The 12,993-nt window shown below is 72.8% G+C and carries 14 protein-coding genes; 5 read left to right on the top strand and 9 right to left on the bottom strand.

Translation table 11 applies throughout. From position 1 onward, the window contains the following. Window positions 1-3: 3 nt before the first annotated feature. Entirely contained in the window at window positions 4-585 is a 582-nt protein-coding gene (locus K1T35_RS03695) for a MarR family winged helix-turn-helix transcriptional regulator (protein WP_255621559.1), read from the bottom strand. A gap of 19 nt (window positions 586-604) precedes the next feature. On the opposite strand from K1T35_RS03695, the gene K1T35_RS03690 reads away from it, so the two are divergent. The 3 genes from K1T35_RS03690 to K1T35_RS03680 are packed head-to-tail and all read left to right on the top strand — an operon-like array spanning window position 605 to window position 2,347. Beyond that, window positions 605-940: a hypothetical protein gene (locus tag K1T35_RS03690; protein ID WP_220258778.1), complete on the top strand. Its 336-nt coding sequence runs from the start codon at window positions 605-607 to the stop codon at window positions 938-940. A gap of 11 nt (window positions 941-951) precedes the next feature. Continuing rightward, entirely contained in the window at window positions 952-1,602 is a 651-nt protein-coding gene (locus K1T35_RS03685) for a cysteine hydrolase (RefSeq protein ID WP_220258777.1), read from the top strand. 1 nt (window position 1,603) lies between these two features. Beyond that, entirely contained in the window at window positions 1,604-2,347 is a 744-nt protein-coding gene (locus K1T35_RS03680; RefSeq protein ID WP_220258776.1) for a type 1 glutamine amidotransferase domain-containing protein, read from the top strand. Between the two features lie 15 nt (window positions 2,348-2,362). Here K1T35_RS03680 and K1T35_RS03675 read toward each other — a convergent pair whose 3' ends face one another. Genes K1T35_RS03675 through K1T35_RS03650 form a run of 6 tightly spaced genes read right to left on the bottom strand, consistent with a single transcriptional unit; the run spans window position 2,363 to window position 8,530 of the window. Beyond that, window positions 2,363-3,139 (bottom strand): creatininase family protein, encoded by a 777-nt coding sequence (locus K1T35_RS03675; RefSeq protein ID WP_220258775.1) that lies wholly within the window; start codon window positions 3,137-3,139, stop codon window positions 2,363-2,365. Further along, entirely contained in the window at window positions 3,139-4,476 is a 1,338-nt protein-coding gene (locus K1T35_RS03670) for an FAD-binding oxidoreductase (RefSeq protein ID WP_220258774.1), read from the bottom strand. Before K1T35_RS03670 ends, K1T35_RS03675 begins: the two co-directional genes overlap by 1 nt. Beyond that, window positions 4,473-5,645: an ABC transporter substrate-binding protein gene (locus tag K1T35_RS03665; protein ID WP_220258773.1), complete on the bottom strand. Its 1,173-nt coding sequence runs from the start codon at window positions 5,643-5,645 to the stop codon at window positions 4,473-4,475. Before K1T35_RS03665 ends, K1T35_RS03670 begins: the two co-directional genes overlap by 4 nt. Before the next feature lie 25 nt (window positions 5,646-5,670). Continuing rightward, a complete protein-coding gene (locus tag K1T35_RS03660; protein WP_220258772.1) occupies window positions 5,671-6,519 on the bottom strand; it encodes an ABC transporter permease in 849 nt (282 codons plus the stop codon). Continuing rightward, window positions 6,516-7,274, bottom strand: a complete 759-nt coding sequence (locus tag K1T35_RS03655) for an ABC transporter ATP-binding protein (protein ID WP_220258771.1) — start codon at window positions 7,272-7,274, stop codon at window positions 6,516-6,518. Before K1T35_RS03655 ends, K1T35_RS03660 begins: the two co-directional genes overlap by 4 nt. Further along, window positions 7,274-8,530, bottom strand: coding sequence for an amidohydrolase family protein (locus K1T35_RS03650; protein WP_220258770.1), 1,257 nt, complete (start codon window positions 8,528-8,530; stop codon window positions 7,274-7,276). Before K1T35_RS03650 ends, K1T35_RS03655 begins: the two co-directional genes overlap by 1 nt. A 176-nt stretch (window positions 8,531-8,706) precedes the next feature. On the opposite strand from K1T35_RS03650, the gene K1T35_RS03645 reads away from it, so the two are divergent. Together K1T35_RS03645 and K1T35_RS03640 are read left to right on the top strand one after the other, a co-directional pair. Then, the gene (locus K1T35_RS03645) at window positions 8,707-9,288 is read left to right on the top strand and encodes a helix-turn-helix domain-containing protein (protein WP_255621557.1); all 582 of its coding nucleotides are present in this window, start codon (window positions 8,707-8,709) and stop codon (window positions 9,286-9,288) included. After that, on the top strand, window positions 9,281-9,871 hold the full coding sequence (locus tag K1T35_RS03640) for a pyridoxamine 5'-phosphate oxidase family protein (protein WP_220258769.1): 591 nt from the start codon (window positions 9,281-9,283) through the stop codon (window positions 9,869-9,871). Before K1T35_RS03645 ends, K1T35_RS03640 begins: the two co-directional genes overlap by 8 nt. A gap of 475 nt (window positions 9,872-10,346) precedes the next feature. Here K1T35_RS03640 and K1T35_RS03635 read toward each other — a convergent pair whose 3' ends face one another. Both K1T35_RS03635 and K1T35_RS03630 read right to left on the bottom strand, forming a co-directional pair. Then, entirely contained in the window at window positions 10,347-11,627 is a 1,281-nt protein-coding gene (locus K1T35_RS03635) for an amidohydrolase family protein (RefSeq protein WP_255621556.1), read from the bottom strand. 29 nt (window positions 11,628-11,656) lie between these two features. Continuing rightward, window positions 11,657-12,985, bottom strand: coding sequence for a PLP-dependent aminotransferase family protein (locus tag K1T35_RS03630; protein WP_220258768.1), 1,329 nt, complete (start codon window positions 12,983-12,985; stop codon window positions 11,657-11,659). Window positions 12,986-12,993: the final 8 nt, after the last annotated feature.

The raw sequence follows: 12,993 nt of genomic DNA, 5'->3' as shown, positions 1-12,993 counted from the left end.
ACGCTAGTGACGGTGTCGCCTGGGCGCTCGGCCGGCCTGCCGGGCGGTGGGCACGGGGTTCTCGCGTTCCCAGCCCAGCAGGAGCTTGCGGAGCAGGTGGGCGAGCGTGTGCTGCTCGTCGGGGGTGAGGCCGGCGAGCAGGCGCCGTTCGTTGTCCACGTGCAGTGGAGCGACCGCGTTGGTGAGCTCCACGCCGTGTGGGGTGAGCGCGACGTAGAGGCTTCGTCCGTCCTCGGGGTTGAGCAGGCGCTCGACGAGCCCTGCGTACTCCAGCCGGTGCAGGGTGTGGGTGATCGCGCCCGAGGTGCGCATGAGGGCCCGGTACAGCTCGGTGGGAGTGAGCCGGTAGGGCTCGCCGACGCGACGCAGGGCGGCCAGCACGTCCCACGCCCCTCGGGTGAGGCCGTGCTCGGCGAACACGGCGTCCAGGGCCGGATCGATGTAGGCCTGCGCCCGCCCGAGCCGGGCGATGATCCCGATCGGTTCGGTGTCGAGATCGGGCCACACCCGGGCCCACTGCCGGCGCACCTGGTCGACGTGATCGGTATCCGAGCCGCCGGCATCAGGACATTGTTTTTCCTGCACGTTAAGATAATATCGTGTGATGCGCATCATCGCCTACGACCGGTTCCGGCCCGGCGTGACCATGGAGACGGTCACCCCCTACCTGCCCGAGGAGGTTGCCAACGTCTGGCGGTTGTGGAAGGCCGGGGTGGTGCGGGAGAACTACGCACGAGCCGATGAGCCCGGCGTGGTCATCGTCTTCGAGGCCGACAGCGTGGCCGAGGCCCAGCGCTACGTCGACGACTTCCCGCTGAGCAAGGCCGGATTGCTGGAGTGGTCCTTCATCCCGCTGACCGCCCCGCTGCCCGTGGAGAGCCTGTTCGCCCCCGGCGTCGACGTCGGCGAACCGCTCGACCGGACGCGGGCCCGTAGCTGAGAGGAGCGCCAATGGAGCACGTCCGGGGCTTGAGCATCCCCCGCAGCCTTGCCGAAGCCGCGGCCAGCGAGCCCCTCGCGCTGATCGTCTACGACATGCAGGTCGGCATCGTTGATCAGATTCCCGGCGGGGCGGACATCGTTGCCCGGGTCGCAGAGGTCCTCGATCTCGGCAGACAGGCCGGACTGAGGGTCTTCTTCACCAAACACATCTCCCTCCCGGTGGAGGTCGCCGGGGTCGCGCAGCTGCGCACGGCCATGGACTGGCAGCGCCTCGATCGCGTCGAGCAGGTCGTCGCGCCGTTTCCGCCGGACGCTCCGCAGTCCCAGATCGTGCCCGAGCTGGCGCCCCGCAGCAGCGAGGCGGTACTGGAAAAGATCACGATGTCGGCCTTCGCCGGCACGTACCTCGACATCGCCCTGCGCGACTGCGGCATCCGGACCTTCCTCATCGCGGGCATCGCGCTGGAGGTGGGCATCGAACCCACAGTCCGGCACGCCACCGACCTCGGCTACCTGCCGGTCGTGGTCACCGACGCGTGCGGCTTCGGAAATCCGGAGGCCGCCAAGCGATCCCTGGAAGCGCTGACGTTCGCCGGAGGCTCGCTGCAGACCGACATCGCGGCTCTGCGCACAGTCCTCTCCGAACAGCCCGGAGGCTGAAATGACGAACGCGGCCGACGAGAAGACCGGCGGCGCCAAGAAGATCTTGATCGTGGCGTCCAATCCCGCCGTGTCCGACCGGACCGGGTGGCCGGTCGGTTTCTGGTGGGCCGAGTTGGCGCACCCGTACTGGGAGTTCACCCAGCGCGGATATCAGGTCGACATCGCCAGCCCAGAAGGTGGTGCGCTGGAAGCCGACTCGTGGAGCGACCCTCGAGATGCCTCCGGGTACTCGGCGGAGGACCTGCTCAGCCTCGGGTTCATCAGCTCGCCGACGCACGCCGCACTGGTGGCGAACTCATTGCCGCTGTCCGGCATCGACACCACCGGATACGACGCGGTGTTCCTGGTCGGGGGGCAGGCGCCGATGTACACGTTCTACAACGACGAGCGGGTGCACCGGCTCGTCGCCGACCGCGTCGAGGCAGGCCGGCTGACTGCCGTGGTCTGCCACGCCACCTGCGTCCTGCTGAAAGCCCGAACCTCCGACGGTCGGCTCGTGGTGGCCGATCGAACCTGGACCGGGTTCGCCAACTCCGAGGAGGACTTCGTCGAGTCCTTCGTCGGGAAGCCGATCCAGCCGTTCCGCATCGAGGACGAGGCCCGCAAGCTGTCCGGCACCAACTTCATCGTGCACGGCCGATTCGCGCCGCACGCGGTGCGAGATGGTCAGTTGATCACCGGCCAGCAGCAACACTCCGGCGCGGCGGCGGCCCGTCTGGTCATCGACGCACTCGGCGCCTGATCTGGATTCGTGACGTCACGCCGGGGTGGTGAAGCGGTGGGCCTCGACGATCACCTCGGCGAGCCGGCCCACCGCCGCCTCGAAGATCGCCTTGCCGTGCTCGGCGGTTGCGCCGGTGGGGTCGCCGATGTGGCCGTCGGGGCCGAAGTCGGCGCTCGTCCAGCCGAACGACACCGGCTTGCCGAACCCGATGTGCTCGTACTCGCGCAGTCCCTCGGGCACCCGGCGCCGCGCGTGCTCCATGTGCACGAGCTCGGGGCGCAGGTGCAGCATCAGCGATGTCTCGCCGTGACCGCCGTGCACGCCCATTCCGTACTCGTTCTCGGCCGACGTCCGCCCGCCCTGGTCGGCGGGCACCGACAGGTGCGCGAAGAACGTGCGCAGCCCGAACTTGATCCGGATCTCGCGGCACGCCACCTGGCCGAGCGCGGAGTTGCCGCCGTGCCCGTTGACGAACAGCAGCCGCGTGATGCCCGACGTCGAGAGCGACCGGCCGATATCCACGAGCGTGCACATCAGCGTGTCCCACGACAGCCAGATCGTGCCCGCCGACCAGTGGTGCTCGTCGGATTTCGTGTACGCGAGCGCGGGCAGCAGCACGACGGGCGCCGTGCCCGCCTCCGCGACGACGCGCACCGCCGCCTCGGCGGCCTCGCTCGCCGCGACGTAGTCGGTGGAGACCGGCAGGTGCGGGCCGTGCTGCTCGATCGCGCCCAGCGGGAGCACCGCAACGGTGTCCGGCGGCAGCGCCGCGATCCGCGGCGCCGTGAGGTCGACGAACCGCGGCACCATCAGCGCACCCCGATGTTGACGCGCGTGTCGACGGGCGGGATGGCCACGAGCTTGCCCGGGTTGAGCAGGCCCTTCGGGTCGTTCACACGTGCGGTCTCGATGGCCAGCTCGACGTTTCGGTCCACGTACCACTGGTGGGGACTGTGGACGCCCACCCCCAGCGCCTCCAGCTTGGGTATGCCGGCGAGCGTGGCCTCCTCCCCCTGGTACTCCGCGACGATCATGGCGCCCGGACCGTGGGCGAACAGGTCCAGGTGGACGTGGACGGGCCCGTCGTACACCTCCCGGACGGCGTCGGGTGCGTCCCACAGCGGGGTGCCACCCGTCTCCATGTGGAAGTACGACTGCTGCGGGTTGCCGCGCTGGAAGAACCAGACCGGGTGGTTGTACGACATCCCGGAGAGGCGGTCGGTCTCGACGTAGTCGGTGAGCGTTGCGACGTGCTCGCCGCCCGCGGCCATCCGCGCGGCCACCTCGCCTGCCGTGGACGCCTCGGCGATCACGCGCAGGCTCCACCGGGCAGGGTCGAGGTCCAGCGGCGCCGTCAGCGTCGGCACCAGCGCGGGCTCGTCACCCGAGGCGAGCCGCGGCAGCTGCGGGAGGTCCAGCAGGCTGCGGTGCACCTCGACCAGGTCGGCGTACGAGCCGAAGCTCCCGTAGACGGCCACCCAGTCCCGCGCGGGATCGGTGCGGACCTCGACGTCGACCAGGATGCCGGTGACGCCGTAGGTGTGGATGTAGGGCGTGAGCTCGTCGCCGGTGACCCGGCGCATCGTGCCGCTGCCGTCCATGGGCGCCACCAGTGCGGACACGACGAAGCCGTCGGCCGTGGTGCGGTGCTCGATCGTGCCGGTTCCCGCGCTGCCGCCGCCGATGAAGCCGCCGATCGTGGAGCTCTTCGTGGATGGGTACATCCAGATGTCGAGCCCGGCCGCACGGCCCACCTTGTCGATCGCGGTGAGCCGGGCGCCCGCGCCCGCGGTGATCGTGCCGCCGGGGTTCACCGTGATCGTGTCCAGCCCGCGCAGGTCGAGCAGGATGCCGCCGTCGAACGGGGTGGCCTGCCCGTAGTTGCCGGTACCCGCACCGCGCGGCGTGACCGGCACATCGTGGTCGAACGCCGCCCGCAGCAATTGCGGCACGTGCTCCGGCCGCGTCGGCCGCACCACGGCGTGGGCGACGTAGCGGCCAGGCGGCACCTTCTCCTGCAGCACGGGCGACATGCGCGACCAGTCCGAGGAGACCTTCAGGATCAGTGCCGGGTCGGTGGAGACGGTGCCGGCGCCCAGACGCTCGATCTCGGCGACGGCCGCCGCGGTGCGCTCCGCGACGTTCACGGGCCCTCCATCTTGATGCTCGGGTCGATGAACTCGTTGGTGTAGAGGCTGGACGGGTCGGGCACCGTGGTGATCGTGCCCTGGGACTGCAGGATCGGGCCGAACGTGGACACGATCTGCTGCATGCGCGCGGGGTCGAGTTGCCCGAACACCCCCGACGCCGGGTCGTTCTTCACGAAGCCCTGCTCCACCTGGGCCTTGGCGGAGAAGTCCGCGACGCCGGCCGAGTAGGCCCACCCGGTCTGGTAGGCCTCGACGAGCTCCACGATCAGGCGGTTGGTCGAGGCGGGATCCTCGAGGTAGTCGATCTGGGACTGCTGCATGATCGGCACCAGCTTCTGCAGGCACGGGCGCAGCTGCTCGAGCTTGTCGGCGCGCACGGCCAGTGCTTCCGGGTAGACGGAGAAGCCGTAGTTCGCGAGTGGCTCGAAGCCAACGGGGCGGCCCCACTCCGCGATCTCGTTCTGGTAGAGGTACGGCTCGGCCGTGGCGAAGCCCTGCTGCAGGATCGTCGGGTCGGACACGAAACGCGCGGGCGTGCCCTCGTAGCTGGTGTCGGCCTGCTCGGGCCGCATGATGCCCTGGCTCGCCAGCAGCGCGTGCAGGATGTCGCCAGAGGTCACCACGGGGACGCCGGTGGCGGCGACCTCCCGGATCGTCGTCATGCCGGGATGGCTTTCCGGGTCCCACATCAGGATCTGCGGGCTCACGGTCATCGTCGAGGCGACGGCCACCGTCGGCTGCTCGGCCGCACCGGTGATCGCGGCGTCGGTGGTGACCGCCCCGAGCACGATCGCGTCGTCGAGGTACATGAGCGCCGGAACCGGCTGGAAGCCGACGTTGGAGCCGCCGGGCCGCACCTCGACGTCCACGCCGGTGTCCACGCCCTGCGCGACGAGCGAGCCGCTGACCGACTTGGCGTCCGAGTCGATCGTGTAGTCGGGGCCGACGAGCGAGTACATCGAGCCGTGCTCGGCCTCCGGCTGCCAGTCCTGCTGCAGCACCACCTTCGCCGGGCAGGCACCGCTGAGGTCGAGCGGCCCGCCCGCCTCCGCGGCTGGGGCGGCAGGGGTGGGCGCTGCGCCGGACTCGGCCGTGCCGCCGCCGCACGCGGACAGCACGAGCGCGGCGGCGACGGCCGTCGCGGCGAGAGGGCCGGATCGGATCATGGGGAGCTCCAGTGGTGGGCGGGGATCAGCGGGGGACTCGGCCGTACCAGCGGCCGACGACGGCCCTGTCGAGCACGGCGAAGATCGTGAAGATCACGACGCCGAAGAGCGCGGTGAGCGTGACGGCGGTGAGCAGCGCCTCCATCTGCAGGCGCTGGGTGTAGACGCGCAGCAGGCCCCCGATGCCCGGCGCCCCCTGCTGGAAGAAGTAGTCGCCGACGATCGCGCCGATCACCGAGAGGCCCGCGGCGTTGCGCAGGCCCGTGAAGATCGACGGCACGGCGGCGGGGAACTGCAGCTTCGTCAGCCGCTGCCACCGGGTGGCCTTGTTCAGCGTGAACAGGTCGTGCGCCGCCGCGCTCGCCGATTGGAGCCCGAACAGCGTGTTGGCGATCATCGGGAACAGCGCGATGATCACGCAGACCGCCACGCGGGCGGGGAAGGCGTAGCCGAGCCAGATCCCGATCAGCGGCACCAGCGCGAGGATCGGGATCGTCTGCAGGATCACCGCGTACGGGTAGAGCATCTTCTCCGCCCACGACCACTGCGACATCACCACGGCGTAGGCGATCCCGAGCACCACCGCGATCACGAGCCCGACGAGCGCGACCGCGAAGCTGCGGCCCAGCGCCTCCGTCATCGGCCCCATCAGCTGCGGGTTGGTGAACGCCCCGCCGTACACCTCGTGCGGGGGCGGGAGCAGGAAGCGCTGCCTCGCCGGGAGCACCAGGTAGGTGACCGCGTACCAGACCGCCAGCAAGCCGATCAGCGCGCCGACGATCGGGGCGGAGCGCCGCAGGGCCGTGCTCGCGGCGGAGCGCGATGGCGCCGCCTCGGGGGCGGGCACCTCGACGCGGCTCTCGACGGTCGTCACGAGTGCTCCCCCAGCGCCGCCGAGACGCGTCCGGTGATCTCGCCGAACTCGGCCGAGTACCGCAGCTCGGGCTCGCGCGGGTAGTCCCACGGGATCGGGATCTCGGCCACGATCCGGCCGGGCCGCCCGCTCATCACGAGCACCCGCGTGGACAGGTACACCGCCTCCGACACCGAGTGGGTGATGAAGAGCCCCGCGAACCGCTCCTGCCGGAAGATCCGCTGCAACTCCGTCTGCATCTGGAGCCGGGTGATCTCGTCGAGCGCGCCGAACGGCTCGTCGAAGAGGGCGAGGTCGGGCTCGGCCACCAGCGCCCTTGCCAGCGACACGCGCATCCGCATGCCGCCCGACAGCTGCCGCGGGTGCTGGCCCTCGAACCCGGTGAGGCCCACGAGGTCGAGCGCGGCGCGGGCCCGCTCCCGCCGTTCCTCGCGGGACACGCCCCGCAGCTCCCCGACCAGCTCGACGTTGCGCAGGGCGCTGCGCCACTCCAGGAGCGTCGCGTCCTGGAACACGTAGCTGGTGGCGCGCGCGGACACCTCGATCGCGCCGCCCGTGGCGGTCTCCAGCCCCGACGCGAGCCGCAGCAGGGTGGACTTCCCGCAGCCGGACGGCCCGACGACGGTGACGAACTCGCCCGCGTCGATGGAGAGGCTCACGTCGGTGAGCGCGACCGTGCCGGTCGGGAACCGCTTGGTCACGCGGTCGACGGCCAATGTCCGCGTGCGCTCGGTGGTATCGGTGGTCACGCTCATCACCTCACCTCGGTGAGCGGTTGCGGGGCAAGATCGGGCACGGCAGGCAGGTCGAGCGCTCTTGCGACCCGCGTGTCGGCGATGACCCGTCCGCCGGACACGACCACCCGGGCGTCGACCGTGCCCGCGAGCACGTCTCCCAGGTCGATGTCGGGCACGAGGACGAGGTCGGCGGTGGCGCCGGGCGCGGTGCCGGCCGGCGGCAGCCCCAGCACGGTGCGCGCGCCGGTGGTGACGGCGGCGAGCGCCTCCACCGGGCGCAGGTGCGCGGCGGTCATCAGCAGCGACGTGGTCTCGAACGGGTCGGCTCGGCCCGCCGGGTTGAACGGGTCACGCAGGTTGTCCGCGCCCGCGGCGAGCGGGATGCCGGCGTCGAGGATCTGCCTGACGGCGGCGATCCCGCGGGGCGCGGCGTGCGAGGCGTCCCGGCCCTGCAGGTACAGGTTCGTGATCGGCAGCGTGACGATGCCGAGCCCGGCCCGTGCGGCGAGCTCGAGCACCTTGGCGAGGCGTTCCGGCGGCAGCATGCCGAGGCGCACGCAGTGGCTCGCCGTGACCCGCTGCTGCAGACCGCGGGCGATCACCTGCTCGGCGAGGTCGACGATGTCCAGCCCGGCGTCCGCCGACGGGAGGCCGGTCTGCTCGTCGGCGTGCAGGTCCACCGGCAGGCCGAGCCGCTCGGCGAGGTCGAGCATGCGGCTGGTCTCGCGGTGCGGGTCGGGGGCGATGTGCGGGCAGCCGCCGATGACGTCGACGCCGCGGGCCGCGACCTCGGCCAGCACGGAGTCCGGCGTCTGGAACCCGGCGAGCATGCAGACCTGCAGCGTGACCCGGCCACGTAGCCGCTCGCGCAGGCCGACGAGTGCGTCGACGCCGCGCATCGGGTCGCCGGTGCCGAGGACGTCCACGTGCGTGCGGATCGTGGTGATCCCGTTCACGACGTACCGGCGCACGGCGGCCATGGCCCGCTCGGCGATGTCGGCGCTGTCGATCCCGGCCACGAGCGCCTTCCACTGCTCGATCGCGGCCGGGAGGTCGTTCCCGGCGTCCGGGTCGATCCGGTGGGCCGTGAGCGCCTTGTCGAGGTGGGCGTGCGGTTCGACCGCGGAGGGCAGGACGCGCCAGCCGGCGGCATCGAGGTCGACGCCCGGGTCGCTCACCCGCACCGGGTCGGGGGTGATCAGGCCGTCCACGATCTGCAGGTCGGTGACCATGCCATCGAGCAGCCGGACACCGCGGATGGAGCGCAGCTGCACGCCGGAAAGTTGCGCCGGGTCGTCCGGCGCCCCGATCGGGCGAACCCGTTCCTCGTCGATAGCTTCCTCCTTGACCGGCCATCTACCTGCAGTTTATTGATGGAGTCAACATTGACCGACGCTAGGGAGCCCATGTTTCAGCGACGTTGCCGCGCCCGCGCGGCCGTGTGAAATCGGTGCCGACCGCGAGCGGCGCCGAGCGTGCGGCGGACGCCAGGCTGGGCCGGGCCATCCGTGCCGCGCGCCACGCCCGCGGGATGACCCTCGCCCAGGTGGCGGCGCGGGCCGGGCTGTCCCAGCCGTTCCTGTCGCAGCTGGAGCTCGGGCGCACGCGTCCGTCCATGCGCTCACTGTTCCGGATCGCGACCGCACTCGGCACCACCCAGCAGGCACTTCTCGGCAAGGCCGCGGGCACACCCGCGGGCGAGGCCGTGCGCGCGGACGACGCGTCGCTCGTCGAGGTGGAGGCGGGCGGGGCCCGGCTGCTGCTGCACGACCCGGCTGGCGCCGACGTCACCGAGTTCGTCGGCGCCCCGCAGGAGTTCGAGGAGTTCTTCCGCCACGAGCGAACGGAGCTGCTCTACGTCGCGCACGGGACCGTCGAGGTGGAGCTGCGCGAGGAGGGCGTCAGCCGGTTCAGCACACTGCACGCCCGGGACTCGATCACATACCCTGGCCTGGTGGATCACCGGTTCCGGCAGGTCGGACCGGAGACGTGCGTGCTGGTGCTGGTGCACTCGGGGGCACCCGGTGCCTGAGCTGCTCTCGGGCGACCCGCTCTCCGTGCTGGCCCGCTGGATCGCCGCGGGTGAGCACCAGACGATGACCTTCGCGACGGCCGATGCCGACGGCGTCCCACACGCCCGCACGGTGCTCGTCACCGTGATCGATCCGGACGGGGTGCGCTTCCACTCCTCCACCCCGACCACGAAGACCCGCGACCTCGCCGCCAACCCCCGCGCCTCCGCCGTCTTCTACTGGCCGGGGCACGCCCGGCAGGTCGTCCTCGAAGGCATCGCCGCCGAGCTCGACGCCGAGACCTCGCGCGAGGGCTACCGCACCCAGGCACGGCAGCTGCAGCTCATCGCGTGGGCCTACCACGCCCTCCTCCCGCAGCTGCGGCCGCCGGACTACGCCGTGCCTCCCGGAGCCGTCGAGGAGGCGTTCGACGCGGCGGCGGCCGACCCCGCGTCCCGCGAGGCGCCGCCGAGCTGGACGACGATCCGGCTCGAACCCGACCGGGTCGACTTCTGGCAGGCGGGCACCGAGAGCTCACCGTCGACCAAGACCCGCTTCGTCCGGGACGGGGACGGCTGGCGGCACTTCCCGGTGCTGCCCTGAGCAAGAGCGGGCGCTGGGCCTTCGGTAGCGCCGCGCATCGTGCGGGCCCCTCCGGGCAGCACAACGCGGGCAGGCCGGGGACTGCCCAGAGGGCGCGCGGCGCCACCGAAGGCGGTGTCGCGGGCACGATCAATGTTTCGAGCCGGGAGACGCTGGCGCCGAGCCTTTGCCGTGATCACCAGACCGGTGCAGCGGCGGCCGGATGTGGCCGCTCCCGCACCATGCCGGCGATCAGTTGCCTGCTGATCACCCGGTCGGTGCCCTCGCGGCCGTATATGGCCGGGAGCGCACCGAACAGGCGATCAATGTGCGGTCCCCGATCGTGCCGGGGCGCTCGGATGACGAGAGCTCCGGGGCAGCCGGGGCCGAGCCCAAGCTGGTGATCACCAGGTTGGTGCGGCGGCGGCCGTATGCGGCCGGTACAGCACCGATGCGGTGATCACGCTCCTCGGCCAAGGGGCGAGGGCGGCACCTTCTACCGAGCTGGACGGTCGGCGAGGAGGGTCCGGAGGGTCCCCGCCACCTCCCTTTCCGACCGCCCGACCAGCTCCCCGTCCCGCACGACGACCCGGCCACCGACCACCACGTGCCTCGGCCGGCGCCCCGGCGCCGCCCACAGCAGCCCGGCGAGCGGGTCGGCGATGCCCGCGTCGGCGACGCCGGTGACGTCCCAGCAGGCGAGGTCGGCGGCGCAGCCCGGGTCGAGGCGGCCCAGCTCCGGGCGCCCCAGCCCGGCGGCAGAGCCCGCGGTCGCCCACGTGAGCACCTCGCGCGCGGTCACCGGCCGTCCGGCGAGCGGGGCCACCTGCATCGCGAGGCGAGCGTCGGCGAGGAGGTGGCCCGCGTCGTTGCTGCCGCCGCCGCTCGTCCCGAGCCCCACCGGGACGCCGGCATCCGACAGCGCGGCCACGGGGGCTACGCCCCATCCCATGGGCAGGTCACAGCCAGGGGCGTGCGTGGCGCTCGCGCCCGCCGCCGCGACGCGGGCGATCTCCTCGTCGGTGACGTCGCACAGGTGCGCGATCGTGACGTCAGGGGCGAGCCAGCCCCACTCGTCGAGGAGGTCGAGGGGGCGGCGGCCGTAGCGCTGCTCGGCGATCTCGACGTCGACCTGCTCGTTCGCCTGCGTCCGCCGCCGCAGGCCGTGCCGCCTCGCGACCTCGCCGAGCAGCGCGAACGTCTCCTCACCGTCGCTGTGCACGCCGGCAGGCCCCACCGCGACCTGGACCATCCCGGTCGGGTCGCCGCCGAGCGCCGCCGCGATCGCGTCCGCGGAGGCCGCCGCCTCCTGCGGGTCGTCGCGCGCGCTGCCGCGGACGAACACCAGCCGCGCGCCCAGCTCGCCCGCGGCCGCCGCGACTGCACGGGCAATGCCGACCCCGTCGCCCGCAGGCCAGGTGAGGTGGTGGTCGGCCACCGTCGTGACGCCGCACAGCAGTGCCTCGGCGAGCCCGGCCGCCGCGGCGGCGTGCGCCAGCTCGTCGTCCACGCCCACCGCGGCGTACGCGGCTGCCATCCGTGGGAGCCAGTCGCGCATCGGCACGCCGCGGGTGCCGGGCAGCGTCCGGAACGCGGTCTGCAGCAGGTGGTGGTGGGCGTTCACGAGGCCGGGTGTCACCACGCACCCGGTCGCGTCGAGCATCTCGCCGTCGACGGGACCCGCCGCGACCTTCCCGTCGGGCCCGCAGGCGATCTCACCGCCCGGCAGCTCGGCGCTCCCGGTCCACACCAGCTCGGCACCCCGCACGATCAGCACGGGCGCAGTTCTACTCCGCGCCGTTGTCTCTACTCCGTGCCGTCGTCGCCGGGAGCGCCCCGGCCAAGCGCTGCGAGGACGTCGAGGGCGGCGGCGAGCGCGTCGACGGGGGGCGTGGCCAGCGCGAGCCGGACCGCGCTCGGTGCATGCCCCGCGCCCGCCGCGTACGACGCCGCGGGCGTCACCGCGATCCCGCGCCGCGCGGCCGCCGCGACGAACGTCTCCGCCCGCCACGGCGGCGGCAGCTCCCACCAGCAGTGGTAGGCCGCCGGGTCGGCGCGCACGGCGAACCCGGCCAGCCGCTGGACCACCAGCGCCTGGCGCCGCGCCGCGTCCACCCGCTTCGCCGCCTGGATCTCCGCCACGACGCCGTCGGCCACCCACCGGGTCGCTGCCTCGACCGCGAAGCTCTGGGCGAGCCACCCGCCCGCGCGGATCGCCGCGCGAACCCGCTGGTGGTGAGCCATCGGCGGCACGAGGAACCCGAGCGTGCTGCCGGGCGCGACCCGCTTGGACAGGCTTTCCACCACGACCGTGTGCTCCGGGGCGAACGCCGCGAGGGGCGGCGGGTCGTCGCGGAGGAAGGAGTAGATCCGGTCCTCGATCGCCGGCACGTCGTGCTCGGCGAGCACATCGGCCAGCTCCCGCCTGCGCGGTACGGGCATGGTGACGCCGAGCGGGTTGTGCATCGTCGGCTGCACGAACACGGCGTCGAGCCGGCCCGCCGCACGCACCGCATCGGGCTGCAGCCCTTCGGCGTCCACCGCGAGCGGCACCACCTCGACGCCGAGCCGCGCGGCGATCGTGCGCGTCACCGGGTAGGTGAGCGCCTCGACGCCGAGCCGCCCGCCGACGGGCACGAGCGCGCCGATGGCGGCCGCAATGGCCTGCCGCCCGTTGCCGGCGAACAGCACCTGCTCCGGCCGCGGCGTCCAGCCCTCGCAGGCGAGGAGCGCCGCGGCCGCCCGCCGGGCCGCCTCGGTTCCCGCGGCGCTCCCGGGGGACAGCCCTGCCCGCAGCCCGTCGGCCCGCAGCAACCCGGACAGCGCGGGCGCGAGGAGCGCAGCCTGCCCGTCGAGGATCGGGAAGTTCATCTCGAGGTCGACGGTGACCGGACGGTGCTCCACGAGCGCGGGTCCGGGCGGCGGCGGCGCGGCCCGGACGAACGTGCCGCGGCCCACCTCACCCGCGACGAGCCCGCGGCGGGAGAGCTCCGCATAGACGCGGGACGCGGTGGAGACCGCGATGCCGCGGTCGCGCGCGAACCGCCGCTGCGTGGGGAGCCGGTCGCCCGCACGGAGCCTGCCCGCCGCGATGTCGGTGGCCACGGCGTCGGCCAACACCCGATAGTCGTCCACGATTGCTC

This window comes from Pseudonocardia sp. DSM 110487 (assembly GCF_019468565.1).
Classification (GTDB): domain Bacteria; phylum Actinomycetota; class Actinomycetes; order Mycobacteriales; family Pseudonocardiaceae; genus Pseudonocardia.
This window is presented reverse-complemented; position numbering and strand designations above follow the sequence as displayed.